This is a genomic window from Microbacterium saccharophilum, assembly GCF_007992455.1.
GTDB lineage: Bacteria > Actinomycetota > Actinomycetes > Actinomycetales > Microbacteriaceae > Microbacterium > Microbacterium saccharophilum.
Genome location: NZ_BKAH01000011.1, coordinates 42,551 through 66,871, shown reverse-complemented (window position 1 = coordinate 66,871; position 24,321 = coordinate 42,551). Strand labels below are relative to the sequence as shown.

Below are 24,321 nucleotides of genomic sequence, written 5' to 3'. Positions count from 1 at the left end.
CAGCGTCCCCGCCGATAGGATGGCGGCATGACCGCGCCGTACACGCTGATCCTCCTCCGCCACGGGCAGAGCGAGTGGAACAAGTCCAACCAGTTCACCGGATGGGTGGATGTCCGCCTCACCGACCAGGGCAAGGCCGAGGCCCGGCGCGGCGGCGAGCTGCTCGCCGAAGCCGGCATCCTGCCCGACATCCTGCATACCTCGCTGCTGAGCCGCGCGATCCAGACCGCGGACATCGCGCTGGACGCGGCCGACCGGCTGTGGATCCCCGTGAAGCGGTCGTGGCGCCTCAACGAGCGCCACTACGGCGCGCTGCAGGGCAAGGACAAGGCGCAGACCCTCGAGGAGTACGGCAACGAGCAGTTCATGCTGTGGCGCCGCTCGTTTGACGTGCCGCCGCCGGACCTCGCCGACGACGACCAGTACAGCCAGGTGAACGACCCGCGCTACGCGGACATCGACGGCGACGTGCCCCGCACCGAGTCGCTCAAGCTCGTCATCGACCGTCTGCTGCCGTACTGGGAGGGTGAGATCATCCCCGACCTCAAGGCCGGCAAGACCGTGCTCGTCACGGCGCACGGCAACTCGCTGCGCGGACTCGTGAAGCACCTGGACGGCATCAGCGACGCCGACATCGCGGAGCTCAACATCCCCACCGGCATCCCGCTGGTGTACCGCCTGGGCGAGGACTTCATGCCCCTCGAGCCCGCCGAGTACCTCGACCCGGAGGCCGCCGCCGCCGGCGCTGCCGCCGTGGCCGCGCAGGGCAAGAAGTAGCACGCGCCGACTCGCTCGCTGCCGCGGTCGAAAACGGCACGCGCTGCTGGATGTTCCGCAGCGCGTGCCGTTTTCGGCAGCGCGAGACGGATGCGGATGCCGCGGGGCGGCGTCAGGCGTCGCGGGACGGCTGGCCCACGATGACCGAGATGGTGTCGGTGTCCGGGGTCCAGTCGCCGGTCGCAAGGTAGGCGACCTTCTTGGCGACCGAGACCGCATGGTCGCCGAAGCGCTCCAGGTAGCGGCTTGCCAGGGTCGCGTCCACCGTGGCCGCCGCCTCGCCCTGCCAGTTGTCGCTCAGCACCTTCTCGAAGACCGACAGGTGCAGGTCGTCGAGGCGGTCCTCGCTGGTGCGCAGCACCTCGACGAGGGCCAGGTTCTCGGTGCGGAGCAGTTCCGCGAGGGTGCGGGCGACCTCGACGTCGAGGAGACCCATCTTCGTGAAGGTGTTCTTCAGGCCCTTCGGGATCGCGCGCTCGGGGAAGCGCATGCGCGTGAGCTGCGCGATGTGCTCGGCGATGTCGCCCATCCGCTCGAGCGACGCGCTCACCCGGAGGGCGGCCACCACGATGCGGAGGTCCCGCGCGACGGGCTGCTGGCGCGCCAGGATCTCGATCGCGAGCTCGTCGAGCGCGATCGCCTTCTCGTCGATGACGCGGTCCTGTTCGATGACGTCCTCGGCGAGCGAGACGTCGCTCGTCGCGAACGCGCGCGTCGCCTTCTCGATGGCGACCGTCACGAGGTCGGCGATCTCGACGAGCCGTCCCTGGACGTCCTCGAGGGACTGGTGGAACACTCCGCGCATCACAGCATCCTTCTCTCTCTCCGCCTGCGGCGGGCATCGCGAGCACGGCAGGAGGCCGCGCCCGCGACTCCGCGATCCTCTCCCGCGAAGGTTAACGAACGGTGCCGCATCCGTGAACAGTCGGCGGTGAATCCCGCCGCGGCGCCGAATCGGTCGTCGAGCCGGCGTCCGACCACCCTACGCTGAGAGCTATGGACCCCCTGCCGCTGGCGCTGCTCGCCCTGGGCATGGGTGTGCTCATCGGCGTCGTCGTCACCGCGGTCGTGCTGCTCGCCCTCCGCGCGCGGGAGCGCGCGCGGGTGGAGACGTCGCTGGAGATCCCGAACGGCGCCCGCGACGTGCTGCAGGGGATGGATGAGACCGCGATCGTCGTCGACACGTCGCTGCTGATCGTCGCGGCATCCGCCCCCGCGGAGATGTTCGGGATGGCGGAGGGCTCGAACCTCTCCGGCGACGAGCTGCGGGCACTGCTGCGCCGGGCGCGCTCGACGGGACACGCGCAGGTCGAGACCCTGCGGCTCCGCCGCGGCGCGGAACCCCGCTCCGTCGTCGCGCGGGCGACGCCCATCACGCCGCGACTGACCCTTCTGGTCCTCCGCGACATCACCGAGCGGGAGCGCCTCGAGGAGATGCGGCGCGACTTCGTCGCCAACACGAGCCATGAGCTGAAGACCCCCGTGGGCGCGGTGACGCTCCTCGCGGAGGCCATCGAGTCGGCCTCGGACGACCCCGAGCAGGTCCGCTACTTCGCCGGCCGGCTCACCGCCGAGGCCACGCGGCTCGGCCAGCTGACCTCCCGCATCATGAACCTCTCCCGGCTGCAGTCCGCGGAAGACCTCACCGAGCTCCGCGATGTCTCCATCGACGAGGTCGTGACGGCGGCGCTCGAGTCGCAGGCCGTCGCCGCCGATTCCGCCGGCATCACCGTGGTCCGCGGCGGCGACCGGGGACTCTACGTCCGCGGCGACGTGCAGATCCTCATCGAAGCCGTCGGCAACCTCATCGCGAACGCCATCGCCTACTCGCCGGCGGGCGGGCAGGTCGGTGTCGGGGTCAAGCGCGCCGACGACCATGTGGAGATCGCGGTCACCGACCGCGGGATCGGCATCCCGGAGGCCGAGCAGGAACGCGTGTTCGAGCGGTTCTACCGTGCCGACCAGGCGCGCTCGCGCCGCACCGGCGGCACCGGCCTCGGCCTGTCCATCGTCAAGCACGCCGTGCAGCGCCATGGCGGGGAGGTGCTGCTCTGGTCGCGGCCCGGCCGCGGCTCTACGTTCACCATCCGCCTCTCGGCCGTCGAACCGGCCGGCGCGGTGACGGCGCACAAGAAGTCGAAGAAGCCCAGGAAGAGCAAGAAGCGAGCCGGCACGTCCGCCGAGCTCGTGAAGGGAGACCAGCCATGACCCGCGTCCTGATCGTCGAGGACGAGCCCGACCTCGCCGAGCCGCTCGCCTACCTGCTGCGGCGTGAGGGGTTCGAGGTCGACATCGCGGAGGACGGGCCGTCGGCCCTCGACGCGTTCGCCACCCGCGGCGCCGACATCGTCCTGCTCGACCTCATGCTGCCCGGGATGCCGGGGACGGAGGTGTGCCGCGTCATCCGCTCGACCTCCACCACGCCCATCATCATGCTGACGGCCAAGGACTCCGAGGTCGACATCGTCGTGGGTCTGGAGCTCGGCGCCGACGACTACGTCACGAAGCCCTACTCGTCCCGCGAGCTGCTCGCCCGGATGCGGGCGGTGCTGCGCCGCGCGGACACCGCCGAGACCGACGTCTCCGAGCGGGTGCTGGAGGGAGGCCGGGTCACGATCGACATCGACCGCCACACGGTCGCCGTCGACGGGCGGGAGATCGCCATGCCGCTGAAGGAATTCGAGCTGCTCGAGGTGCTCGTGCGCAATGCCGGTCGTGTCCTGACCCGCGGTCAGCTCATCGACCGGGTGTGGGGCACCGACTACTTCGGCGACACCAAGACGCTCGACGTGCACATCAAGCGCATCCGCTCGCGGATCGAGGAGAACCCCAGCGAGCCGGTCATGCTGCTGACGGTGCGCGGGCTCGGCTACCGCTTCGAGGCGTGACGCCGCGCGGGACGCGCGCTCAGGACTCGGGGACGAAGTCCTCGAGGTAGGCGAGTTCCCCGTCGAGGACCGGGACCTCCGCCTCGACACCGGTGCCGGTGCCGGACTGGAACGTGACGGCGAGCGTCTCGCCGGCCGACGTGTTCAGGCCCTCCAGCAGGAGGGGGTCCTCGTCGTCGCCGCCGAGGCTCACGACGCTGCGGGCCGGCACGCGGACCGTCTGCGTCTCGCCGTCGATGCCGAGGCTCAGCGTCTCGGCACTGTCGGTGTCGTTGACGATCGCGGCGATGAGGTTCCCCGTCGTGCCGGACTCGTCGGTGACGATGAGCGCGTTGCGCACCTTCAGGGGGCCCGAGTCGGGCACGTTCACGCCGTCCGAGGGCGAGTAGGGGATGGTCGTCGCCTGCGGGGAGACCATGGCGCAGCCGGTCGCACCCAGGGCGACGGCGATTCCCAGGACGAGGGACGCGGCAAGACGCGAGTTCACGGTTCCTCCAGATGAAGCGAGCGGCATCCCTCACATTGTATGGGTACGCCATGCCGCATCGCGGCGCGGGTGTCGGAGGCGGGGGAGAACCTTAGCGCATCCCGGGCTGTGGTAAACTAGAGGTTGCCGAAAGGACATAACTACATGCTTTTTGAGGTTGGCGAGACGGTCGTCTATCCGCACCATGGCGCTGCGACCATCATCGAGGTCAAGGACCGCATCATCAAGGGTGAGACGAAGAGGTATCTGAAGCTCAACGTCACCCAGGGCGATCTGATCATCGAGGTCCCGGCGGACAACGTCGATCTCGTGGGTGTCCGCGATGTCATCGGCAAGGACGGCCTCGAGCGCGTCTTCGACGTGCTCCGCGCTCCCTTCACGGAGGAGCCCACGAACTGGTCCCGCCGCTACAAGGCGAACCTGGAGAAGCTGGCGTCCGGCGATGTCATCAAGGTGAGCGAGGTCGTCCGCGACCTGTGGCGCCGCGATCAGGACCGCGGCCTCTCGGCCGGTGAGAAGCGCATGCTCGCGAAGGCGCGGCAGATCCTCATCTCCGAGATCGCCCTCGCCCTCAAGGCCGACGAAGACCACGCCGGCGGCGTGCTCGACGAGGTCCTCGCCTCCTGACCCCGTCGGTCTCCCCGGACGGGTCGGTACGCTCGGATCCATGAGCATCGTTCCCGTTCCCCGGGTGGCCGTCATCGTCGTCGCGGCAGGCTCCGGGCAGCGGCTCGACGCCGGCGCACCCAAGGCGTTCGTCGGACTCGACGCGCACAGCATCCTGCGGCACGCGCTGCGCGGTGTCTTCGCGGGTCCGCCCGCCCAGGTGATCGTGGTGGCACCGGCCGACCGGCTGGGCGATGCCCTGACGGACGCGCATGAAGCCGCCGGAGACCTGCGCGACCTCGCCGTCGTCGTCCCCGGCGGGCATACGCGGCAGGCGTCGGTGGCCGCCGGGCTGAAGGCCGTCTGGCCGGACGTCGAGATCGTCCTCGTGCACGACGCCGCCCGCGCGCTCACGCCCCCGGCCGTCTTCGAGCGGGTCGTCGCGGCGGTGGCGGCGGGGCGGGATGCCGTCATCCCGGCGCTTCCGGTCGTCGACACGCTCAAGCGCGTGGACGGCCCCGCCGTGACGGCGGCCGTGGATCGGGCGGCGCTCGCGGCCGCGCAGACGCCGCAGGGATTCCGGCGCGACATCCTCGAAACCGCGTACCGGGTCGCATCGGCCGAGCACACCGACGACGCGGCGCTCGTGCAGGCCGCGGGTTTCCCCGTCTTCACCGTCCCGGGCGACGAGCTCTCGTTCAAGATCACGACGCCCGCCGACCTCGACCGCGCGCGCGGCCTCGTCGGCTCGGCAGTCCCGGCCGTCGCGCCGGCCGCCGCCCCGATCGACCGCCGGCCCGGCCTGCCCCGCGTCGGCGTCGGCACCGACGTGCACGCGTTCGGCGGGGACGGCACCCTGTGGCTCGCCGGCCTGGAATGGCCGGGGGAGACGGCCCTGCACGGCCACTCCGACGGGGACGCCGTCGCCCACGCGATCGTGGACGCCCTGCTCGCTGCGGCGGGGCTCGGCGACATCGGCACCCACTTCGGCACGGCGCATCCCGAGTACGCCGGCGCGCACGCCGACACGTTCCTCGTCCGGACGCGGGCGCTGCTGGGCGAGGCGGGCTGGGCCATCGGCAACGTGTCGGTGCAGGTGCAGGCCAACCGGCCGCGGTTCGCCGCCCGCCGCGCCGAGGCCGAGGCGGCACTGTCGGCGGCGCTCGGCGCACCTGTGTCGGTGTCGGCGACGACCACCGACGGCCTGGGGTTCACCGGCGCAGGGGAGGGCGTCGCGGCATTCGCCGTCGCGCTCGTGGTGCCCGCCTAGCCTTCGTCCGGCGCCGCCAGATCGAGGGTGAGGAACACCGAGTACGGGTCGAGGCGGTAGTCGCCGAACGGCGGACACTCCACGAAACCCGCGCTCTCGTAGAGACGTCGTGCGGGCGCGAACGACGGCATCGTCCCGGTCTCCAGCCACAGGCTCGTCATGCCGCGCTCCCGCGCCACCCCGATCAGCGCCCGCAGCAGCGCGCGCCCGACGCCCGTGCCGCGGAATCGGTCGTCGACCCGCATGGACTTGAGCTCCCCGCGGCCCCCGCCGAGGTCCTTGAGCGCCCCGATGCCGGCGAGGTCGTCGCCCTCCCACGCCGACAGGAATGTGATGGACGGGTCGCGCAGGGCGTCGAGGCCGAGGGCGTGGCAGCTCTCCTCCGGGGAGTCCGCGTGCACGCCCGCGAGATGCACGGCGACGAGCGCCTGCGTCGCGGCGCCGGTGAGGTCGTCCTCGCGGATCTGCAGCGTCATGGGTCTCCTATCCTTCGACGGCGAACGGGGCGGGGTCGCGCGGGGCGCGCGACCCCGCGGCCAGCAGCGCGAGTCCCGCGGCCAGCACGATGAGACCCGCGATCGCGAGCGGCGCGAGCCGCTCGCCGAGCGCGACGAGGCCGAGCACGCTCGCGGTGAGCGGCTCGCCGAGGGTGAGGGTCGCGGCGGTCGCGGCGGTCAGCCCGCCGAGACCCCATGTGAAGAGGCCGTACGCGACGACGATCGTCGCGATCCCGAGCCACGCCGCCATGAGGGCGCCGCGCGGCTCGGCGACCCACGAGACGTCGACGAACGGGAGCGCGGCCAGGGCGATGACGGCCGAGCCCGCGCCCATCGCGCCGACGACGGTGAACGGATCCCATCCGGCATCCAGCAGGCGGCGCTGCGACACCGCGATGACGGCGAACGAGGCCCCCGCGCCGATCGAGCCGAGGAGCCCGAGTGCGTCGGTGCCCGCGGAGCCGGCGGTGTGCTCCTGCCCGCCGAAGCCCAGCAGCACGACGCCGATCGTCGCGAGGGCGGTCGCGCCGAGCCAGATCCCGCTCGGGCGGCGGCGCGTGAGCAGCCACTCGAGGACCCCGGCGAGGACGGGCGCGGAGCCGAGCGCCACGACGGTGCCGACAGCGACCCCGTTGCGGGCCGTCCCCAGGAAGAAGAGCGGCTGGTAGACGGCCAGGCACACGGCGGTCGCCGACATGAGCAGCACCGCCCGCGTCCCGGCGCGCGGAGCCGGCGTGATCCGGGTGCGGGCGTGTCGGCGGGCGAGGAGCGCCGACACGCCGGCGAGCACCGTGCCGCCGATGATGAGTCGCATGACGCCGACCGCCAGCGGGGTGGTGTCCTCCGGGCCGAGCGCCTGCGCCGTTCCCGTCGTGCCGAACAGCAGAGCCGCGACGAGGACGGCGAGGACGGAGATCACCCTACAGTTCTATCGTGACCCCGCCGGTAGGCTGGTGCGGTGACGGTCCGGCTCTATGACACCAAGGCGCAGGCGCTGCGCGACTTCGCGCCCGCCGACCCCGGCAACGTCACGATGTACGTGTGCGGCCCGACGGTCCAGTCCGGCCCGCACATCGGGCATGTGCGTGCCGCGCTGAGCTTCGACATCCTGCGCCGCTGGCTCGAGCACCGGTTCGGCCGGGTCACCTTCGTCCGCAACGTCACCGACATCGACGACAAGGTCCTCGCCGGCGCGAGCGAGGCCGAGCCCTGGTGGGCGCTCGCGTACCGCATGGAGCTCGAGTTCTCCCGCGCGTACGCGGCCGTCGGCATCCGCCCGCCCACGTACGAGCCGCGGGCGACCGCGTCGATCCCGCAGATGCTCGAGCTCATCTCCCTCCTCATCGAGCGGGGGCACGCCTACGCCGCGGCCGGTGACGTGTACTTCGACGTGCGGTCCTGGCCGACCTACGGGGAGCTCACCCGGCAGGGTGTGGATGCCATGGAGGCCGCCGCCGACGCGGACCCGCGCGGCAAGCGCGACCCGCACGACTTCGCCCTCTGGAAGGCGGCGAAGCCGGGCGAGCCGGCCGACGCCGCGTGGGATTCGCCGTGGGGACGCGGCCGTCCCGGCTGGCACATCGAGTGCTCGGCGATGAGCAGGCGCTACCTCGGCGGCGAGTTCGACATCCACGGGGGAGGCCTCGACCTGCGCTTCCCGCACCACGAGAACGAGCTCGCGCAGTCCACCGCGGCCGGCGACACGTTCGCCCGGTACTGGGTGCACAACGGCCTCGTCACGGTCGGCGACCAGAAGATGTCGAAGTCGCTCGGGAACGTCCTGCTCGCCGACGACGTGCTGCGCGGCCGCGACCCGCTCGTCGTCCGCTACGCCCTCGCCGCCGCCCACTACCGGTCGAGCCTCGACATCGCCCCGACCACGTTCGACGAGGCCGAGGCGGCGCTGGACCGCATCCGCACCTTCCAGCAGCGGGCCGCCCGCACGCTCGGCGCGGACAGCTGGCTCACGGTCGCCGACCTGCCCGAGGAGTTCACCGCCGTCATGGACGACGACCTCGGCGTGCCGCAGGCCCTCGCCCTCATCCACGAGCGCGTGCGGGCCGGCAACGCCGCCCTGGATGCCGGGGACCGCGCCGCCGCGGCCGCCGCCGCCGTGCAGGTCGGGCGGATGACCGGACTTCTCGGCCTCAACCCGGAAGACCCCTTCTGGCGCGTGGGGGGCGACAGCGGCGAGGCAGCCGCGCTCGACACCCTCGTGCAGACGATGATCACCCAGCGCGCCGACGCGCGCGCGAACAGAGACTGGGCGGCCGCCGACCGCATCCGCGACGCGATCGCGGCGGCCGGCATCGCCCTCGAAGACGGTCCCGACGGGACCCATTGGAGTTTGAGCAATGGCTAAGCCAGGTAACCCCTCCGCCGGCAAGGGCAAGAAGAAGGGCCCGCCCAAGGGCACCGGCGGCAAGAACAAGCGCTCGCTGGAGGGCCGTGGGCCGACCCCGAAGGCCGAAGACCGCGCGTGGCACCCGGCCGGCAAGCGCAAGGCCGCGGCCGAGCGCTTCGCGGCCGCGGGCGGCAAGGGCAGGCCCGGGCAGAAGCCCGGCGGCGGCTCCCGTGCGCCGAAGGCGAAGGCCGGCGACGACACCGAGAACGTCACGGGGCGCAACTCCGTGCTCGAGGCGCTGCGCGCCAAGATCCCCGCCACGGCGCTGTACATCGCGCAGCGCGTCGAGATGGACGACCGCGTCAAGGAGATGCTGTCGATCGCGACGCACCGCGGCATCCCCGTCATGGAGGTCACCCGCCCCGAGCTGGACCGCATGGCCGGCTTCGACGGCGTGCACCAGGGCGTCGCGCTGAAGGTGCCGCCCTACGAGTACTCGCACCCGCAGGACCTCCTCGAGGAGATCATCGACCGCGGCGAACTGCCGCTTCTCGTCGCCCTCGACGGCGTCACCGACCCGCGGAACCTCGGGGCGATCATCCGCTCCACCGCCGCCTTCGGCGGCCAGGGGCTCATCATCCCGCAGCGCCGGTCCGCCGGCGTCAACTCGGCGGCCTGGAAGACGAGCGCCGGCGCGGCAGCCCGCATCCCGGTCGCGATCGCACCCAACCTCACGACGACGCTCAAGGAGTTCAAGAAGCAGGGCGTCTTCGTGCTCGGCCTCGACGGCGGAGGCGACGTGTCGCTGCCGCAGCTCGAACTCGCCGACCGCCCCGTCCTCATCGTCGTGGGCTCCGAAGGCAAGGGACTGTCCCGCCTCGTGACCGAGACGTGCGACCAGATCGTCTCGATCCCGATCTCCGCGGCGACCGAATCGCTCAACGCCGGCATCGCGGCATCCGTCGCGCTCTACCAGGTCGCCACGCTCCGCGCCGGGACCGAGTGACCGGTTCGCGGGAATAGCGCCGCCCCCGGGCGGCTTGTTCTCTCCGACACGTCCGACGAAAGGAACACCATGGCCCGCATCGCCGTTCTCGGAGGCACCGGCTACGCCGGTCGTCACATCGTCGCGGAGGCGGTGCAGCGCGGCCACACCGTGCTCTCCGTCGCCCGGACCCTTCCCGCCGACCGCGTGGAGGGCGCCACCTACCTCGAGGGCACGCTGCTCGACGTCCCGTCCCTCGTCGCCGAGCTCGAGGGCGTCGACGTCGTCGTCTCGGCCATCGCGCCGCGCGGCGACATGCAGGGCCTGTACCGCCCGAACCTCGCCGCCCTCAACGCCGTCCTGCCCGAGTCCGTGCGCCTCGGCGTCGTCGGGGGCGCGGGGGGCAGCCTCGTGGCGCCCGGCGGGCCGCGCGTCGTGGACAGCGGCTTCCCGGAGGAGTTCAAGGCGGAGGCGCTCGAGGCCATCGGTGTGCTGGAGGACCTCCAGGCCGACCGGTCCGGACGCGACTGGTTCTTCGTGCACCCGGCCGGCGGGTTCGGCGCGTTCAACCCGGGGGAGCGCACCGGCAGCTACCGCGTCGGCGGGGACGTCATCGTGACGGATGCCGAGGGCGAGAGCTTCATCTCCGGCCCCGACTTCGCCATCGCGATCCTCGACGAGATCGAGAACCCGCGGCACGTGCGGCAGCGCTTCACCGTCGGCTACTGACGCGCACGCGTCCGGGCGGTCTCAGACGAGGTCGCGCCAGTCGACGGTTCCCGAATCGGTCGGCACCTCGTCGTCGGGCGTGTCCGGGTCGATCGTCGACAGGGTCATGGTCTCCGTCGGCGGGCCCATGACGGTCGCCTCGTCGCGGCGGTGCCGCAGGACGTTGTCCACGTAGGAGGACAGCACCTCCGCGAGCGGCACCGAGCGTCCGCGCGCCTGCGACATGTACCAGCGGTGCTCGAGCACCTGGTGGAACACCTCGGCGGGCTCGAGCTTGGCGCGGAGGTCCCACGGGATCGCCTTGACGACCGGCTCGAACACCCGGGTGAGCCACTCGTGCGCGACCATCTCCTCGTCCGAGCCCAGGCGGGAGACGCGGGCGCGGAACTCGTCCATGTCGTTGAGGAGACGCCGCGCCTGGTTCTCCTGCACATCGAGACCCGTCAGCCGCAGCAGGCGGCGCTGGTGGTGACCGGCATCCACGACCTTCGGCTGGATGGACACGCGCGTGCCGTCCTGCGTCGTGTCGATCGACATCTCGCCGATGTCGAAGCCCAGATCGTTCAGGCGCTGGACCCGTTCGGTGATGTGCCACGCCTCGTCGACGGAGAACGTCTCGCTGTCGGTGAGGGCGGCCCACAGCGAGTGGTACGACGAGACGATGCCGTCGGCGATCGCGACGGCATCCACCCCGCCCTCCAGCCGGCCGCCGGCTTCGAGGTCCATGATCTCGCCGGCGATGTTGGTGCGGGCGACGTCGAGGTCGTGCTCGCGCTGGCCGCGGGTCAGGCCGGCTTCGTGCAGCTCGCCCGTCTCCGCGTCGACCAGGTACGCCGCGAAAGCCCCGGCATCCCGGCGGAAGAGGGTGTTCGACAGCGACACGTCGCCCCAGAAGAAGCCCACGGTGTGCAGTCTCACGAGGAGCAGGGCGAGGGCGTCGACGAGGCGGTTCGCGGTGTCGGGGCGCAGGACCTGCGTGAACAGGGCGCGGTAGGGGAGGGAGAACCGGAGGTGCGACGTGACGAGCGCGGCGGGGAGCTCTTCGCCCTTCGCATCGCGGCGGCCGCCGATGACGGCGACGCGGTCGACGCACGGCACGTCGAGGCGGGCGAGCGAGCCGAGCATCTCGTACTCGCGGCGGGCCATCTCGGCCGTCGTCTCCTTGACGGCGACGACCCGGCCGGAGAGGTTCGCGAAACGCACGAGATGGCGCGAGATGCCCTTCGGCAGCGACACGATCGTCTCGCTCGGCCATTCGCCGAGCGGCGTGGCCCAGGGGAGGGCCAGCAGCCCCGCGTCGATGCTGCTGGCGGTGATGGTCAGGGACGCCGGCACGGTGTCGCCCACCTCTCGGGTCGAACGACGCGGCGCGGAGAGTCCGGAGACCCCCCGCGCCGCGATGCGTGGTTTTCGATCAGAGCGACGCTTCGACCTTGTCGTTGAGGCGGTCGCCCGTCTCGAGGTCGAACGCGTGCACGTGGCCGGCCTTGGCGGCCAGCGTCACGGTCTCGCCCGCGTTCGGGTGGCTGCGCCCGTCCACGCGCGCGACGATGTCGGTGCGCTTGCCGGCGATCTCGGTGTGGCCGTACAGGTAGCCGTCGGCGCCGAGCTCCTCGACCAGGTCGACCTGGACCGAGAGGCCCTTGCCGTCGGCCGGACCGACCTCGATGTCCTCGGGGCGGACGCCGACCGTGACCTGGCTGCCGTTCGCGCGGCCGACCGTGTCGCGGTCGAGCGGGACGACCTCGGTGCCGAAGCGGATGCCGCCCTCGGCGAGGTCCGCCGGGAACAGGTTCATCGCGGGCGAGCCGATGAAGCCGGCGACGAACACGTTGTTCGGCTTCTCGTACAGGTCGCGCGGCGTGCCGACCTGCTGGAGCAGACCGTCCTTGAGCACGGCGATGCGGTCGCCCATCGTGAGCGCCTCGGTCTGGTCGTGCGTGACGTAGACCGTCGTGACGCCGAGGCGACGCTGCAGCGACGCGATCTGCGTACGCGTCTGGACGCGCAGCTTCGCGTCGAGGTTCGACAGGGGCTCGTCCATGAGGAACACCTGCGGCTGGCGGACGATCGCGCGGCCCATCGCGACGCGCTGCCGCTGACCACCGGAGAGCGCCTTCGGCTTGCGGGTGAGGTACTCCTCGAGGTCGAGGAGCTTCGCGGCCTCGAGGACACGCTGAGCGCGCTCCTCCTTGCCGACGCCGGCGATCTTCAGGGCGAAGCCCATGTTCTCGGCGACGGTCATGTGCGGGTACAGCGCGTAGTTCTGGAACACCATCGCGATGTCGCGGTCCTTCGGCGGCACGTCGGTCACGTCGCGGTCGCCGATGAGGATGCGGCCGGAGTTGACCTCTTCGAGGCCGGCCAGCATGCGCAGGGACGTGGACTTGCCGCAGCCGGACGGGCCGACGAGGACGAGGAATTCGCCGTCGGCGACCTCGAGGTTGAGCTTGTCCACGGCGGGACGGGTGCCCCCGGGGTACAGGCGGGTTGCGTTGTCGAATGTGACGGACGCCATCGTTTCTTCTCCTTCACCGGCAGGTACGTGCCGGACGATCCGTAGTGAAGATGAGCGGGTCTCCCCGCGCGCCCGCCATCGGGCGCGTGTTCAGTATGGCACGGGGGCAGGGGTTCGGGAGGGGGGCGTCTGGGCTTTTCCCAGCCTGTCTTACTAGCATCGGATCCATCGCCACGCCCGGGCGACTCCGCCGGAAACGGCCGCACGATCTCGAGAAGGTTCCATGTCCAGCGACACCCCGAACGCGCCGTCACCGCGTGACCGCCGCGAGGCTGTCCGCGAGAAGGCTCAGCAGGTGCGCGCCCAGCAGTCGCGTGCGCGCCTCGTGCGCCGCTCCGCGCTGGCGCTCGGAGCCGTGGCCGCCGTCGCCGCGCTCGCGGTCGTCGTGACCTGGGCCGTGTCCTCCGCGATGGGCCGTCCGCAGCTGTCCCCGCAGAACCTGGATGACGACGGCTTCGCCGTCACGTCCATCACGGGGTCCCTGTCCGCGCCGGCCGCGGGCGCCGTCGCCGAGGCGACGCCGACTCCCACCCCCACGCCGACGCCGGCCGCCGAGGAGACCGAGGCCGCCGGCGTCCCCGCCGTGGAGATCGACGTCTACGTCGACTACCTCTCGCCGGGCGCGCGGGAGTGGCAGATCGCGAACGCGCAGCAGATGTCCTCCTGGGTGAACGACGGCGCCGTGACCCTCGCCTACCACCCGGTGTCGATGCTGACAGCGAAGTCCAACGGGACGAAGTACTCGCTGCGCGCCGCCGGTGCCGCCGCCTGCGTCGCCACGCACTCCCCGGCCACGTTCTTCACCTTCAACAGCGAGCTGCTGACGCGCCAGCCGGCGGTCGACTCCGACGGGTTCTCCGACGAGGAGCTCGCCGACCTCGCTCAGGCCGCCGGTGTGGAGGACCCCAAGACGGTGCGCTCCTGCATCCGCGACGGTGCGTACATCTCCTGGGTGAAGGATGCCACCGAGCGCGCCGTCTCCGGCATCCCGGGCACCGACGGTCTCGGCCTCACCGGCACCCCGATGATCCTCGTCAACGGTCAGCAGTACGTGGGCGTGCTCGGCGACCCCGCCGAGTTCTCGCAGTTCGTGCTGACGAGCGCCAGTGACGCGTTCTACAAGACGCAGGCGACGCCCACACCGACCGTCTCCCCGACGCCGTAACCCCCCCCGTCGCCCGGATAGACTGGGCGCTCTGCCGGCTTGGCGCAATTGGTAGCGCACCGTACTTGTAATACGGGGGTTGCAGGTTCAAGTCCTGTAGCCGGCACCGTTCCCCTCCTCGCCGTCCTCCCCACAGGCCCCGTCCGCCGTGCGCGAACTCGCGCCTGGGCATCCCGGAGAGAGGTCGACACTGGTCACGTGGACGACCAGGAAGCGCTCGACGCCTACTCCTCGACGGTCATGCGCGTCGCCAAGACGGTGCTGCCGTCGGTCGCGGCGGTGAGCGTGCGCACGCGCCAGGGGGCGGGCGCCGGGAGCGCGTCGGTCATCACGGAGGAGGGGCACCTCCTGACGAGCGCGCACGTCGTGGAAGGCGCCGTCGCCGTGGAGCTCGCGTTCCACGACGGCTCCGTGTCCGCGGCCGCCGTCGTCGGGGCCGACCCCCTCTCCGACCTCGCGGTGCTGCGCGCCGACGGCGCGGCCCCACCGCCCGTGCGGCTCGGCGATGCGTCCGCCCTCGGCGTGGGGCAGCTCGTCGTCGCGCTCGGGAACCCGCGCGGTCTCCGGCAGTGTCACCGCCGGCATCGTGTCGGCGATGGGCCGCTCGCTGCCGACGCGCGCGGGACGGGTCATCGACGAGGTCATCCAGACCGACGCGGCGCTCAACCCCGGCAACAGCGGAGGGGTGCTCGCCGACAGTGCGGGGCGCATGGTGGGCGTGAACACCGCCGTCGCGGGTATCGGGCTCGGCCTCGCGGTGCCCATCAACGCCACGACGCGCGAGATCATCGACGCCCTGCGGATCTTCGGCCGGGTGCGGCGGGCGTGGCTGGGAATCGCCGGGTCGACCGTGCCGCTCGGTCCCGCTGTCGCGGCGAAAGCGGGCTCGCGCGTGGGTATGCAGGTGGTCTCGGTCGCGCCGAACAGTCCCGCCGCGGTGGCCGGCGCGCGCACCGGCGACATCGTGCTCTCCCTCGACGGCGAGGCGATCGCCGACCCGACCGCCGTGCAGCGCCGCATGGTGGAGGGCGCCATCGGGCGGCGCATGGAGATGACGGTCTGGCGCAACGGCGCGCTCGTCGACGTCGTCGTGCTGCCGGAGGAGCTCCGGGTGACCTGACCGGTCGGGCGCCGTCGCGCCGGGCGCCGTCGTACCGGGCGCAGTCGCACCGGGCGCAGTGCCACCGGGCGCAGTGCCACCGGGCACAATGGGCTCATGGCTGCGCCGCAGACGATCGTCGAGATCGCGGCCGAGCTGTGCGCGCTGCCGCCGGAGGAGTTCGTCGCGGCGCGCAACGCGCGGGCGAAGAGCCTCGGCGACACCGCGCTCGCCGCCGAGGTGCGGGCGCTGCGCAAGCCGCTGCTCGCCGCCTGGGTCGTCAACGTGCTCGCAAGAGAGGATGCCGACGCGCTCGGCGAGGCGCTCCGGCTCGCCGACGAGCTGCGTGCGGCGCAGGACGACCTCGACGCGGTCGCGCTGTCGACCCTGGGTCGCGAGCGGCGGACGCTCACTCGCGCGCTCGCGCGCCGCGCGGCCGCCCTGGCGGAGGCGCACGGCGCGACGGTGAGCGCCGCCGCGGTGGAGAGCGTCGAGCAGACCCTGAACGCGGCCATGCGGGATGCCGGTGCGGCGGCGGCCGTGGCATCCGGTCGTCTCGTGCGCCGGTTGGAGGCCTCCGGGATGGATGCCGTCGACCTCGCGGACGCCGTCGCCGGGCCACTGGATGTCGCCCGGCCCGCCGAGGCCGCGGCGCCGACGGATGAGCTGAAGGCGCGACGCGAGCGGCGGGATGCCGAGCGCGCCGCGCGCGACGCCGAACGCGACGCCGCACATGCCGAGCGGGAGCACAGCCAACTCGAGGAGCGATGGCGAACGGCCCGCGAGCGCGCCGTGCTGCTCGAGGACCGGATCGAGGCGCTCGAGGCCGACCTCGCACGGGTCCGTGCGGAATCCGACGCCCTGCACGCGGAGATCGACGCGCTCGCCGCCGAGCGGAAGAGCGCGGGGGAGCAGGCCGCCGCCGCACGGCGTGCCGCCGAGCAGGCTCAGGCGCGACTCGACGGCTGAGCGTCAGCCGGCGAGCACCTCTTCGAGGCGGGCGAGGCCGTACGCGAACGCCTCGTCCACGCTCCCGCCGAGCCGGAAGGCGCCGGCGAGCTCCATGCTGAGGAAACCCGTCGCCCACGCGGTGAGCAGGCGCGCCGCGTCGAGCGCACGCTCCTCGCCGACCGCCGCCCGCGCCGCGCGCAGCACGGGTTCGCTCGCCCGCTGCAGGGCCTCGGCGCTGCCCGAGACGGCGTACATGAGCCGGAACCCCTCCGGGCGGGCGTGCGCGAAGTCCCGGTAGGCGCGGGCGAGGCCGCCGAGACTGCCGTCGGAGCCCGCGAGCCGCTCCCCGAGGTCGTCGACGGTCGCCTCCGCGACGAGCTGCAGCAGGGTGTCGCGGTCGCGGACGCGCTTGTACAGGGACGGGGCCTTCACGCCGACGCGCTCCGCGACGGCCTGCATGCTGACGCCCGCCGGACCGCGCTGCTCCAGCAGGTCGCGGCCCGCGGTCACGATCGCGGCGAGCGAGGTGCGCTCCGGTGTCGGCATCCTGCCCTCCCCATGGCTATGAATCTAAGCTATCATGGCTACACATATTAGCCATCGAGGGATCGGGGGATCTCATGGAACTGGCACCGCACTTGCACCGCATCGGCAACGACATCGTCGCCGCCTACCTCGTCGTGCTGCCCGACGGCATCACCGTCATCGACGCCGCGCTGCCCGGCCACATCGCCGACCTTCGCGCGGAGCTGGCCGCGCTCGGCCGTCCGCTGAGCGACATCAAGGGCATCGTCCTCACGCACGGCGACAGCGATCACATCGGCTTCGCCGAGCGGCTCCGCCGCGAGTACGGCATCCCCGTCTTCGTCCACGCCGCCGACGCCGACCGGGCGCGCGGCGGCGACAAGCCCAAGACGCCCATGGGCACGGCGCGGATCGGTGCGACGCTCGGGTTCTTCGCCTACGCCCTCCGCAAGCGCGGCTGGCGCACGCACTACCTGCAGGATGTCGTCGAGGTCGCCGACGGCGAGGTGCTCGACCTGCCCGGATCGCCGCGCGTCATCGGGATGCCCGGCCACTCGCCCGGGAGCGTCGCGGTGCACGTCCCGGCCGTCGAGGCCGTCTTCGTCGGCGATGCGCTGACGACCCGGCACGTCCTGACCGGCCGTCCCGGTGCGCAGCCGGCGCCCTTCACGGACGAACCGGATCAGGCCCTCGCCTCGCTCGACCGGCTCGCGGCGCTCGACGCCGCGTGGGTGCTGCCCGGCCACGGGACGCCGTGGCACGGCTCGCCGGCCGACGCGGCGCGCCAGGTGCGGGCGGCGGCCGCGTAGCCGGGAGTGCGTCGCGGCGCGTCCGGCCTCAGGCCCCGGCCCGCGCCGCGTACGCCGCCATGGCGTCGAACGCGGCATCCAGCTCCGGCTTCACGACCTGCCGGTCGGGGTGCGCGTCGTAGAACGCGAGGATCCGCCGGGCGCCCTCGTCGAAGGTCACCGTCGTGCGGAAGTCCGGTGCGAGCCGCGTCACCTTCGCGGCGTCGAAGAGCATCGAGTGCGCCTTGTCGCCGAGGAGCGTCGGTCCGAGGTCGGGCGCGATGCGCGCGATGGCGTCGCTCGTCACGTGCATGAACTCCGGCGCGGCGACGCCCGCGGCATCCGCCAGCCAGCCGTAGATCTGGTTCCAGGTCGGCGCGTGCGTGCCCGTGATGGTGAACGCGTCGCCGATAGCGGCGGGGTTGCCGAGCAGCGCCGTGAACGCGACGGCGAAGTCGTCGGAATGCGTGATGGTCCACAGGCTCGTGCCGTCGCCGTGGATGACGACGGGTTTCCCCGCCCGCATCCGGGCGATGTCGGTCCACCCGCCCATCGTCGGCAGCAGCGTCTCGTCGTACGTGTGCGACGGCCGCACGATCGTCACCGGCAGCGCGCGGGTGCGGTGCGCGGCGACGAGGAGGTCCTCGCAGTCGATCTTGTCGCGCGAGTACTGCCAGAACGGGTTCCGCAGGGGAGTGGACTCGGTCACCGGCAGTGCGCGCGGCGGCTTCTCGTACGCGGATGCCGAGCTGATGAAGATGTACTGCCCGGTGCGGCCCTCCACGGCATCCAGGACGGTCTGCACGTGCGGCGGCACGAAGGAGAGGAAGTCGGCGACGACGTCGTAGCGGTCATCGCCCATCGCCGCGCGGATGTCGTCGGCGCTGCGCACGTCACCGCGGACCGTCCGGACCTCCGGCGGGAGTTCGCGGTGGCGGGTGCCGCGGTTGAGGACGGTGACGTCGTGGCCGGCGGCCACGGCCGCGCGCACGCACGCGGTGCTGATCGTGCCGGTGCCGCCGAGGAAGAGGATGCGCAGGGAGCTCATCCCCCGACGATAGTCACGGTCGGGCCGCCTGTCTCGGCCTCGCTAGGCTGGACATATGATGTCCTCCGCCCCGGCGCGCCTGCCCGCGTGGCTGGCGCTGTCGGGTGCGGTGTTGGTCGGGGTGCTCACGGCCGTGCAGGCGCGGGTCAACGGCCAGCTGGGCCTGCGCATCGGCGACGGGCTGACCGCCGCGGCGATCTCGTTCGGCTCCGGTCTGCTGCTGCTCCTCGTGCTGTCGGTCGCGCTGCCGGCCGGCCGGCGCGGCGTCGCGCGGCTCATCGAGGGCGTGCGCGCGCGCACCATCCCGTGGTGGATGCTGGCCGGCGGCCTCGCCGGGGCGTTAACGGTCGCGACCCAGGGCATCGCCGTCGCCGTGATCGGCGTCTCGCTGTTCACGGTCGGGGTCGTCGCGGGGCAGACGCTGTGCGGGCTCGTCCTCGACCGTGTCGGCTACGGGCCCGCCGGCGTCGTCGCCGTGACGATGCCGCGCGTCGCGGGCGGAGCGCTGGCCCTCCTCGCCGTCGTCGTGTCGCTGCAGGGCGGCGTGCTCGACGAGGTGCCGTGGTGGATGCTGCTGATGCCGTTCCTCGCCGGGATCGGCATCGCGTGGCAGCAGGCCACGAACGGCCGGCTGCGGCAGCGGGTGGGCACGCCGCTCACGGCGACGTTCGTGAACTTCGCCGGCGGCACGCTCGTCCTCGTCCTCGCCGCCGTCGTGCACGGCGCCGCCACGGCGCCCACGCTGACGGTGCCGACGGAGCCCTGGCTCTACCTCGGCGGCGTGCTCGGCGTCATCTACATCTTCCTGTCGGCGGCGCTCGTCGTGCACACCGGGGTGCTGCTGCTCGGGCTCGGCGCCGTCGCGGGTCAGCTGATCGCGGCGTTCCTGCTCGATCTGCTCTGGCCGGCAGCGGCCGGCGCCGGCGTCGTGCTCGGGATCGTCACCGTGCTGATCGCCCTGTGCTCCGTCGTCGTCGCGACCGCACCCCGCTCCTGGCGTCCGCGACGCCGCCCGGGACGGGGCGGCGCGGCTCAGGGCTGAAGGTCCGGCTCGACGGCCGCCTCCTGCGACGCCGCGCGTTCCGCGGCGGCCGCTGCGGCATCCTTCTTGCTCTTCGGCATCCGGGTCAGGAGCTTCCGCGCGTCGACGGCCTTGCGGCGCCCCGTGCGCGCGCCCGCCGGCTTGCCGCCGACGTACAGCCAGCCGAGGAGCTCTTCGTTCTTCTCCAGGCCGTGCGCTTTCGCGACGGCCTTCGCCCGCGTGTAATGGCCGGTGCGCCAGATGACGCCCCAGCCGGCCTCGTCCAGCAGCAGGCTGAGCATGTGCGCGACGCCGGAGGCGACGGCCTCCTGCTCCCACCGCGGGACCTTGCCGCTCTTCTGGTAGCTGGCGACCACCGCGATGAGCAGGGGTGCGCGCAGCGGCTTGCTCGACGGCTTCGTGTCGCCGTCGGCCTTCGCGATCGCCCGCCCGAGGCGCTCCCGGTCCTCGCCGCGCAGTTCGATGAGCCGCCACGGCCGAAGGTTCGAGTGATCGGCGACCCGCGCCGCCGCGGCGACGAGGGTGAGCAGCTCGGCGCGCGTCGGCGCCTCGGCCGTCACCTTCGACCACGAGCGGCGGGCCCGGACCGCCTCGAGCGCGGCGCCGGTCACGATTCCGGGGCGAAGTTCAGCGACAGCGAGTTCATGCAGTAGCGGTCGCCGGTGGGCGTGCCGAACCCGTCCGGGAAGACGTGCCCCAGGTGCGAGCCGCATGCGGCGCAGCGCACCTCGGTGCGGACCATCCCGTGCGAGCGGTCCTCGATGAGCTCGACGGCGTCGGGGCGCACGGATTCGTAGAAGCTCGGCCAGCCGCAGTGCGAATCGAACTTCGTGCCGCTCTGGAACAGCTCGGCGTTGCACGCGGCGCACGTGTACAGGCCGGTGCGGCTCTCGTCCAGGAGCTCGCCCGTCCAGGCGCGCTCCGTCCCGGCTTCGCGGAGCACGGCGTACTGCTCGGGCGTCAGCTCGCGGCGCCACTCGTCTTCGGTCTTGTCCACGCGGTATGTCATGTGTCGACTCCTTCTCACCTCCATTCAACCCGAGTGCGGGCGGGAGTGTTCCCCCAGAATGGTCGGATGGTGACGCAGAGCGAGACGGATGCGGTCGCCGCGCGCTACGCCCGCTTCGCCGCCGCGGAGGCTCCTGGCCGGTCCGCGGTGTACGAGGAGTGGGCCGCGGGTGTTGCGGCCGATGCCGACGTGCAGGCCGTGCTCGCCCGCATCCCGGCGAACCGGCGCCAGCCGCCGCTCGTCTTCGCCGTCACGCGGCTGCTGGGCGCGGGGGAGCCGTCCTTCGACGGGTGGCGCGCGTGGCTGCTCGCGCACGCCGACGGCGTCGTCGCCGAGTGCGCGCGCCGGTCGCTGCAATCCAACGAGCCGCTGCGGTGCGCCGCGCTGCTGCCCGCGCTCAGCCGCATCCCGGGACCCATCGCGCTGCTCGAGATCGGCGCGAGCGCGGGCCTGTGCCTGTACCCCGACCGGTACTCGTACCGATACGTCGGCGGTTCCGGCGACGGCGGCGACGTGCGCCTCGATCCCGCCGACGGGCCGTCGGCGGTGGAGCTCGTGTGCGAGGTGCGCGGGACGCTTCCGCCGCTGCGGCTGCCCGAGGTGGTCTGGCGCGCCGGGATCGACCTCAATCCGCTCGACCCGACGGCGCCCGATACGGCGGCGTGGCTCACGCGGCTCGTCTGGCCCGGCGAGACCGGACGTGCGGAGCGCATCGCCGCGGCCGTCGCGGTCGCCGCCGCCGACCCGCCGCTCCTCGTCGCCGGCGACGCTGTGGACCTCCTCGCGTCGGTCGCCGCCGAGGCGCCGGCCGACGCGACGCTCGTCGTCACGACGCCCGGCGTGCTCGCGCACATCCCGTCGGCCGACCGCCGCCGCGTCATCGAGGCCGCCCGGCGTGCGGGCCGCTGGGTCACGATCGACGACCCGGCGCTCCACGACGGCTGGAACGCGCCGATCGCGGACTGGCCCGGCGGCTTCGCCGTGGCCCTGGACGGCGAGGTGCTGGCCGCCGCCGATCCGCTCGGGGCCTGGTTGCGGTTCTGAGCCTTCCCTGGCGTGCGGGGGACTGGGCGGCCGTGGCGTCATGTCCGCCGTGCTGGGCGGCGATTCGCAGCGAACTGCAGGATCGGTTGTGACCGGTGGGGCTTGTGAGCCAGTCGCGCCCCACGAGTCACACTCGGCCCTGCGTTTTGCAGTGCGACCGCGTGCCCGCCGCGCGCAGCGCGACGTCCCACGCCGCCACAGCGCCCCGCATCCGGCCGAGCCGGGTGTGGCGCCGCGGCGGCGGGCAGCCTCCGGGTTAGCGTGAGGACGTGCCCCTCTCCGACCGCGACCGCGACCTGCTGGCGTTCGAGGCGCGGTGGCAGCGGCACGGCGCCGCGAAGGAGGAGGCCGTCCGCGTCGAGCTCGGTCTGACCCCGGCGCGGTACTACCAGCTCCTCGGCCGCCTCATCGACGACGCCGACGCACTGGCCCACGACCCGATGCTCGTGCACCGGCTGCGCCGCCTCCGCGACGCCCGCGAGCGGGCTCGCCTCTCCCGGGCGTCCGTGCTCACAGCATCCCCCCGGTAGCATTCTCTGGTGCCGAAAACGCCCGACCCGAAGGACCGTTTCGATGACCTCCCGGTCGATCGCGGCCGCGTCGGCGCGCACCGCGCGGAGAACCCCCGGCTGCGCGGCGGGCTCGTCCTCCTCTGGTCCGCGGTCGCCACGGTCGCCCTGATCGCCATCGGGATCTTCGGGACCCTCGTCGCCACCGGCCGCGTCGTGCCCTTCCCGGCGCCGTCCGGATCTCCGGCTCCCGTCGCGACGGCCGAGCCCACGATCGACACCGGCTACACCGTGCTCGTGCTCAACGCGACGGGGGAGCGCGGCCTCGCCAATCTCGTCCGCGACGAGATCCTGGATGCGGGCTGGGCCGGCGAGGCCGTGCTGGCCAGCGAGGCGGGCGCGGACGACTTCGAGCTGACGACGGTGTACTACCCGACGGCCGAGGACGAGGGTGCCGCGCGCGGCGTCGCTCAGCTCGTCGGCGCGACGCGGCTCGTGCTCGACGACGCGTACCAGCCCGCCGACGACCCGGACGCGCGCCAGCTCGCCGTCGTGATCGGTCTCGATCGCGCCGGCGCCGCCGGCGACTCCACGCCGACCCCCTGATCGGCGCCGCGCGCGGCGTGTGTTTCACGCGTGTGAACAGTTCTATGCGGCGCGGTCAACAGTTCCCGGATGCCGGGATCCGGCCGCGGCCGCGTGGCTAGCATGGCGAGGTCCCACAGCTTCAGGAGATTCGCATGACCCAGGGCACTGTCAAATGGTTCAACGCAGAGAAGGGCTACGGCTTCATCACCGTCGTCGACGGCCAGGATGTGTTCGTGCACTACTCGAACATCGAGATGAACGGCTTCCGTGTCCTCGAAGAGGGCCAGAAGGTCGAGTTCACGGTCGGCACCGGTCAGAAGGGTCCGCAGGCCGAATCCGTGCGGCCCGTCTGAGCGCCGGTGCGGCCGCCGCGCAGTAGCCTGTGGGCGTGAACCTCCGTCGTGCTCGCCTCGCGGGCGCTGCGGCGTTCGCGACGGCGGGTCTGCTCCTCTCCGCGTGCGCGCCCACCCCGGCCGCCGCGCCCCCGCCGACGCCGCGCGTCACGCATTCCGCGGAGCCGACGCCGTCATCCACTCCCACACCGGTCCCCGTCGTCCAGACCGCGCCGCTGCGGGGCACCGTCGTCGAGGATGCCGCGGCCCTGGGGCCGGCGCTGTCCGCCAAGATCGACAACCACCCGGATGCCCGGCCGCAGTGGGGCCTGGAGCACACCGACATCGTGTTCGAAGAGCTCGTCGAGGGCGGCATCACGCGCTACGTCGCCGTCTGGCACTCCGACGTGCCCGACGAGATCGGGCCGGTCCGCAGCATCCGGCCCATGGACCCCGACATCATCGCGCCGTTCGGCGGGATCGCCGCCTACTCCGGCGGGCAGGAGCGCTTCGTCGCGATGATGCAGGACACCGACGTGCACAACGCTATCCACGGCGGTGCGGACGACCGGTTCATGTACCGTGCGACGTCGCACACGGCGCCGCACAACGTGGTCGTCGAGGCGCGGGAGCTGCGTGCGGAGTACGCCACGATCGCGCCCCCGCCCGTGCAGTTCCTCTTCGCCCCGCGCGGGCACGCGCCGATCTTCGGCGCCGCCGCCGGCGGCATCGACGTGCGGTTCTCGACCGTGTCGGCACGGTCGTGGCGATGGGATGCCGGCTCGGCCGCCTACCTCCGTTCGCAGGACGGCCGCGCCGACCTCGACGCGGCGGGCGCACAGCTGCGGGCGACCAACGTCGTGGTGCTGCAGGTGGCGATCGACTGGTCCTACGGCATCGTGCCGCGCACCGTCATGGTCGACAGCGGCGACGCCTGGGTCTCCACCGGCGGAAGCGTCATCCGCGGTCGCTGGTCGAAGCAGAGCCAGACCTCCCCGATCGCGTTGACGAACGCCGCCGGCGGCGAGATCCGGCTGGCGCCCGGCAACACGTGGGTGGAGCTGGTCCCGACCTCCGGAAGCATCTCGGTCACCGGCTGACGCGTCCCGCGCAGCTTGCA

The 24,321-nt window shown here is 72.6% G+C and carries 27 protein-coding genes, 1 tRNA gene and 1 pseudogene; 19 read left to right on the top strand and 10 right to left on the bottom strand.

Translation table 11 applies throughout. From position 1 onward, the window contains the following. Positions 1 to 27: 27 nt before the first annotated feature. Positions 28 to 777, top strand: a complete 750-nt coding sequence (locus MSA03_RS11260) for a phosphoglyceromutase (protein ID WP_147051065.1) — start codon at positions 28 to 30, stop codon at positions 775 to 777. 112 nt (positions 778 to 889) lie between these two features. Here the strand turns inward: MSA03_RS11260 and phoU are convergent, their stop codons facing one another. Further along, positions 890 to 1,582: a phosphate signaling complex protein PhoU gene (phoU, locus tag MSA03_RS11255; RefSeq protein ID WP_147051064.1), complete on the bottom strand. Its 693-nt coding sequence runs from the start codon at positions 1,580 to 1,582 to the stop codon at positions 890 to 892. Between the two features lie 191 nt (positions 1,583 to 1,773). Here phoU and MSA03_RS11250 point away from each other — a divergent pair, with 191 nt between their 5' ends. Further along, positions 1,774 to 2,985, top strand: coding sequence for a sensor histidine kinase (locus MSA03_RS11250; RefSeq protein WP_147051063.1), 1,212 nt, complete (start codon positions 1,774 to 1,776; stop codon positions 2,983 to 2,985). Beyond that, on the top strand, positions 2,982 to 3,665 hold the full coding sequence (locus tag MSA03_RS11245; protein WP_147051062.1) for a response regulator: 684 nt from the start codon (positions 2,982 to 2,984) through the stop codon (positions 3,663 to 3,665). Before MSA03_RS11250 ends, MSA03_RS11245 begins: the two co-directional genes overlap by 4 nt. A gap of 19 nt (positions 3,666 to 3,684) precedes the next feature. Here the strand turns inward: MSA03_RS11245 and MSA03_RS11240 are convergent, their stop codons facing one another. Further along, on the bottom strand, positions 3,685 to 4,179 hold the full coding sequence (locus MSA03_RS11240; RefSeq protein WP_231478546.1) for a DNA modification methylase: 495 nt from the start codon (positions 4,177 to 4,179) through the stop codon (positions 3,685 to 3,687). A 117-nt stretch (positions 4,180 to 4,296) separates the two neighbouring features. Here MSA03_RS11240 and MSA03_RS11235 point away from each other — a divergent pair, with 117 nt between their 5' ends. Both MSA03_RS11235 and ispD read left to right on the top strand, forming a co-directional pair. Beyond that, complete coding sequence (locus MSA03_RS11235) at positions 4,297 to 4,779, top strand: CarD family transcriptional regulator (protein WP_147051061.1); 483 nt, start codon at positions 4,297 to 4,299, stop codon at positions 4,777 to 4,779. Positions 4,780 to 4,819: 40 nt separating this feature from the next. Next, the gene (ispD, locus tag MSA03_RS11230; RefSeq protein WP_147051060.1) at positions 4,820 to 6,028 is read left to right on the top strand and encodes a 2-C-methyl-D-erythritol 4-phosphate cytidylyltransferase; all 1,209 of its coding nucleotides are present in this window, start codon (positions 4,820 to 4,822) and stop codon (positions 6,026 to 6,028) included. Here the strand turns inward: ispD and MSA03_RS11225 are convergent. After that, on the bottom strand, positions 6,025 to 6,504 hold the full coding sequence (locus MSA03_RS11225; RefSeq protein ID WP_147051059.1) for a GNAT family N-acetyltransferase: 480 nt from the start codon (positions 6,502 to 6,504) through the stop codon (positions 6,025 to 6,027). The two genes, ispD and MSA03_RS11225, sit on opposite strands and share 4 nt — an antisense overlap. 7 nt (positions 6,505 to 6,511) lie before the next feature. Next, complete coding sequence (locus tag MSA03_RS11220) at positions 6,512 to 7,444, bottom strand: DMT family transporter (protein WP_147051058.1); 933 nt, start codon at positions 7,442 to 7,444, stop codon at positions 6,512 to 6,514. A gap of 39 nt (positions 7,445 to 7,483) precedes the next feature. On the opposite strand from MSA03_RS11220, the gene cysS reads away from it, so the two are divergent. The 3 genes from cysS to MSA03_RS11205 all read left to right on the top strand — a co-directional run bounded on the left by cysS (position 7,484) and on the right by MSA03_RS11205 (position 10,583). Further along, positions 7,484 to 8,887 (top strand): cysteine--tRNA ligase, encoded by a 1,404-nt coding sequence (gene cysS, locus MSA03_RS11215; protein ID WP_147051057.1) that lies wholly within the window; start codon positions 7,484 to 7,486, stop codon positions 8,885 to 8,887. Further along, entirely contained in the window at positions 8,880 to 9,875 is a 996-nt protein-coding gene (rlmB, locus tag MSA03_RS11210) for a 23S rRNA (guanosine(2251)-2'-O)-methyltransferase RlmB (protein WP_147051056.1), read from the top strand. The genes cysS and rlmB overlap by 8 nt, the downstream gene beginning before the upstream one ends. 69 nt (positions 9,876 to 9,944) lie before the next feature. Further along, a complete protein-coding gene (locus MSA03_RS11205; protein WP_147051055.1) occupies positions 9,945 to 10,583 on the top strand; it encodes an NAD(P)-dependent oxidoreductase in 639 nt (212 codons plus the stop codon). Between the two features lie 21 nt (positions 10,584 to 10,604). Here MSA03_RS11205 and MSA03_RS11200 read toward each other — a convergent pair whose 3' ends face one another. Further along, positions 10,605 to 11,918 (bottom strand): DUF4032 domain-containing protein, encoded by a 1,314-nt coding sequence (locus tag MSA03_RS11200; protein ID WP_147051080.1) that lies wholly within the window; start codon positions 11,916 to 11,918, stop codon positions 10,605 to 10,607. A 79-nt stretch (positions 11,919 to 11,997) separates the two neighbouring features. Next, positions 11,998 to 13,101, bottom strand: coding sequence for an ABC transporter ATP-binding protein (locus tag MSA03_RS11195; protein ID WP_028495005.1), 1,104 nt, complete (start codon positions 13,099 to 13,101; stop codon positions 11,998 to 12,000). A 223-nt stretch (positions 13,102 to 13,324) separates the two neighbouring features. Here MSA03_RS11195 and MSA03_RS11190 point away from each other — a divergent pair, with 223 nt between their 5' ends. From MSA03_RS11190 to MSA03_RS11170, 4 genes and pseudogenes are all read left to right on the top strand, one after another. Then, positions 13,325 to 14,266: a DsbA family protein gene (locus tag MSA03_RS11190; protein ID WP_147051054.1), complete on the top strand. Its 942-nt coding sequence runs from the start codon at positions 13,325 to 13,327 to the stop codon at positions 14,264 to 14,266. Between the two features lie 33 nt (positions 14,267 to 14,299). After that, positions 14,300 to 14,372: transfer RNA gene (locus MSA03_RS11185), tRNA-Thr, on the top strand. A 134-nt stretch (positions 14,373 to 14,506) separates the two neighbouring features. Then, a pseudogene (locus MSA03_RS11180) lies at positions 14,507 to 15,386 on the top strand (S1C family serine protease). Between the two features lie 96 nt (positions 15,387 to 15,482). Next, positions 15,483 to 16,334, top strand: a complete 852-nt coding sequence (locus MSA03_RS11170; protein ID WP_147051053.1) for a transposase — start codon at positions 15,483 to 15,485, stop codon at positions 16,332 to 16,334. 3 nt (positions 16,335 to 16,337) lie between these two features. Here MSA03_RS11170 and MSA03_RS11165 read toward each other — a convergent pair whose 3' ends face one another. Next, positions 16,338 to 16,862, bottom strand: a complete 525-nt coding sequence (locus MSA03_RS11165) for a TetR/AcrR family transcriptional regulator (protein ID WP_147051052.1) — start codon at positions 16,860 to 16,862, stop codon at positions 16,338 to 16,340. Between the two features lie 74 nt (positions 16,863 to 16,936). Here MSA03_RS11165 and MSA03_RS11160 point away from each other — a divergent pair, with 74 nt between their 5' ends. Beyond that, the gene (locus tag MSA03_RS11160) at positions 16,937 to 17,650 is read left to right on the top strand and encodes an MBL fold metallo-hydrolase (RefSeq protein WP_147051051.1); all 714 of its coding nucleotides are present in this window, start codon (positions 16,937 to 16,939) and stop codon (positions 17,648 to 17,650) included. Between the two features lie 28 nt (positions 17,651 to 17,678). Here the strand turns inward: MSA03_RS11160 and MSA03_RS11155 are convergent, their stop codons facing one another. Continuing rightward, a complete protein-coding gene (locus MSA03_RS11155) occupies positions 17,679 to 18,677 on the bottom strand; it encodes an SDR family oxidoreductase (RefSeq protein ID WP_147051050.1) in 999 nt (332 codons plus the stop codon). 55 nt (positions 18,678 to 18,732) lie between these two features. Here MSA03_RS11155 and MSA03_RS11150 point away from each other — a divergent pair, with 55 nt between their 5' ends. Further along, on the top strand, positions 18,733 to 19,719 hold the full coding sequence (locus MSA03_RS11150) for a DMT family transporter (RefSeq protein WP_371863100.1): 987 nt from the start codon (positions 18,733 to 18,735) through the stop codon (positions 19,717 to 19,719). Here MSA03_RS11150 and MSA03_RS11145 read toward each other — a convergent pair. Next, positions 19,710 to 20,330, bottom strand: a complete 621-nt coding sequence (locus MSA03_RS11145) for a nitroreductase family protein (RefSeq protein WP_244946404.1) — start codon at positions 20,328 to 20,330, stop codon at positions 19,710 to 19,712. The two genes, MSA03_RS11150 and MSA03_RS11145, sit on opposite strands and share 10 nt — an antisense overlap. Then, positions 20,327 to 20,728: a peptide-methionine (R)-S-oxide reductase MsrB gene (msrB, locus tag MSA03_RS11140; protein WP_147051048.1), complete on the bottom strand. Its 402-nt coding sequence runs from the start codon at positions 20,726 to 20,728 to the stop codon at positions 20,327 to 20,329. The genes MSA03_RS11145 and msrB overlap by 4 nt, the downstream gene beginning before the upstream one ends. A 66-nt stretch (positions 20,729 to 20,794) precedes the next feature. Between msrB and MSA03_RS11135 the strand changes: the two genes are divergently transcribed. The 5 genes from MSA03_RS11135 (at position 20,795) to MSA03_RS11115 (ending at position 24,301) form a co-directional block, all read left to right on the top strand. Further along, positions 20,795 to 21,772 carry a DUF2332 domain-containing protein gene (locus tag MSA03_RS11135; protein WP_147051047.1) on the top strand — a complete coding sequence of 326 codons (978 nt, stop codon included), beginning with the start codon at positions 20,795 to 20,797 and terminating at the stop codon, positions 21,770 to 21,772. 269 nt (positions 21,773 to 22,041) lie between these two features. After that, positions 22,042 to 22,302, top strand: coding sequence for a DUF3263 domain-containing protein (locus MSA03_RS11130; protein WP_028495015.1), 261 nt, complete (start codon positions 22,042 to 22,044; stop codon positions 22,300 to 22,302). Between the two features lie 9 nt (positions 22,303 to 22,311). Beyond that, positions 22,312 to 22,887: a LytR C-terminal domain-containing protein gene (locus MSA03_RS11125; protein ID WP_147051046.1), complete on the top strand. Its 576-nt coding sequence runs from the start codon at positions 22,312 to 22,314 to the stop codon at positions 22,885 to 22,887. A 134-nt stretch (positions 22,888 to 23,021) separates the two neighbouring features. Beyond that, on the top strand, positions 23,022 to 23,222 hold the full coding sequence (locus MSA03_RS11120) for a cold-shock protein (RefSeq protein WP_028495017.1): 201 nt from the start codon (positions 23,022 to 23,024) through the stop codon (positions 23,220 to 23,222). Positions 23,223 to 23,257: 35 nt separating this feature from the next. Further along, positions 23,258 to 24,301 carry a DUF3048 domain-containing protein gene (locus tag MSA03_RS11115; protein WP_170245493.1) on the top strand — a complete coding sequence of 348 codons (1,044 nt, stop codon included), beginning with the start codon at positions 23,258 to 23,260 and terminating at the stop codon, positions 24,299 to 24,301. Positions 24,302 to 24,321: the final 20 nt, after the last annotated feature.

Bases quoted from the DNA above. Each gene is read 5' to 3' on its own strand.
- phoU (WP_147051064.1), bottom strand. From the start codon at position 1,582: ATGCGCGGAGTGTTCCACCAGTCCCTCGAGGACGTCCAGGGACGGCTC.
- MSA03_RS11135 (WP_147051047.1), top strand. From the start codon at position 20,795: ATGGTGACGCAGAGCGAGACGGATGCGGTCGCCGCGCGCTACGCCCGC.
- rlmB (WP_147051056.1), top strand. From the start codon at position 8,880: ATGGCTAAGCCAGGTAACCCCTCCGCCGGCAAGGGCAAGAAGAAGGGC.
- MSA03_RS11205 (WP_147051055.1), top strand. From the start codon at position 9,945: ATGGCCCGCATCGCCGTTCTCGGAGGCACCGGCTACGCCGGTCGTCAC.
- MSA03_RS11245 (WP_147051062.1), top strand. From the start codon at position 2,982: ATGACCCGCGTCCTGATCGTCGAGGACGAGCCCGACCTCGCCGAGCCG.
- msrB (WP_147051048.1), bottom strand. From the start codon at position 20,728: ATGACATACCGCGTGGACAAGACCGAAGACGAGTGGCGCCGCGAGCTG.
- MSA03_RS11240 (WP_231478546.1), bottom strand. From the start codon at position 4,179: ATGCCGCTCGCTTCATCTGGAGGAACCGTGAACTCGCGTCTTGCCGCG.
- MSA03_RS11150 (WP_371863100.1), top strand. From the start codon at position 18,733: ATGATGTCCTCCGCCCCGGCGCGCCTGCCCGCGTGGCTGGCGCTGTCG.
- MSA03_RS11235 (WP_147051061.1), top strand. From the start codon at position 4,297: ATGCTTTTTGAGGTTGGCGAGACGGTCGTCTATCCGCACCATGGCGCT.
- MSA03_RS11225 (WP_147051059.1), bottom strand. From the start codon at position 6,504: ATGACGCTGCAGATCCGCGAGGACGACCTCACCGGCGCCGCGACGCAG.
- MSA03_RS11250 (WP_147051063.1), top strand. From the start codon at position 1,774: ATGGACCCCCTGCCGCTGGCGCTGCTCGCCCTGGGCATGGGTGTGCTC.
- MSA03_RS11165 (WP_147051052.1), bottom strand. From the start codon at position 16,862: ATGCCGACACCGGAGCGCACCTCGCTCGCCGCGATCGTGACCGCGGGC.
- MSA03_RS11260 (WP_147051065.1), top strand. From the start codon at position 28: ATGACCGCGCCGTACACGCTGATCCTCCTCCGCCACGGGCAGAGCGAG.
- MSA03_RS11170 (WP_147051053.1), top strand. From the start codon at position 15,483: ATGGCTGCGCCGCAGACGATCGTCGAGATCGCGGCCGAGCTGTGCGCG.
- MSA03_RS11195 (WP_028495005.1), bottom strand. From the start codon at position 13,101: ATGGCGTCCGTCACATTCGACAACGCAACCCGCCTGTACCCCGGGGGC.
- ispD (WP_147051060.1), top strand. From the start codon at position 4,820: ATGAGCATCGTTCCCGTTCCCCGGGTGGCCGTCATCGTCGTCGCGGCA.
- MSA03_RS11190 (WP_147051054.1), top strand. From the start codon at position 13,325: ATGTCCAGCGACACCCCGAACGCGCCGTCACCGCGTGACCGCCGCGAG.
- MSA03_RS11120 (WP_028495017.1), top strand. From the start codon at position 23,022: ATGACCCAGGGCACTGTCAAATGGTTCAACGCAGAGAAGGGCTACGGC.
- MSA03_RS11155 (WP_147051050.1), bottom strand. From the start codon at position 18,677: ATGAGCTCCCTGCGCATCCTCTTCCTCGGCGGCACCGGCACGATCAGC.
- MSA03_RS11160 (WP_147051051.1), top strand. From the start codon at position 16,937: ATGGAACTGGCACCGCACTTGCACCGCATCGGCAACGACATCGTCGCC.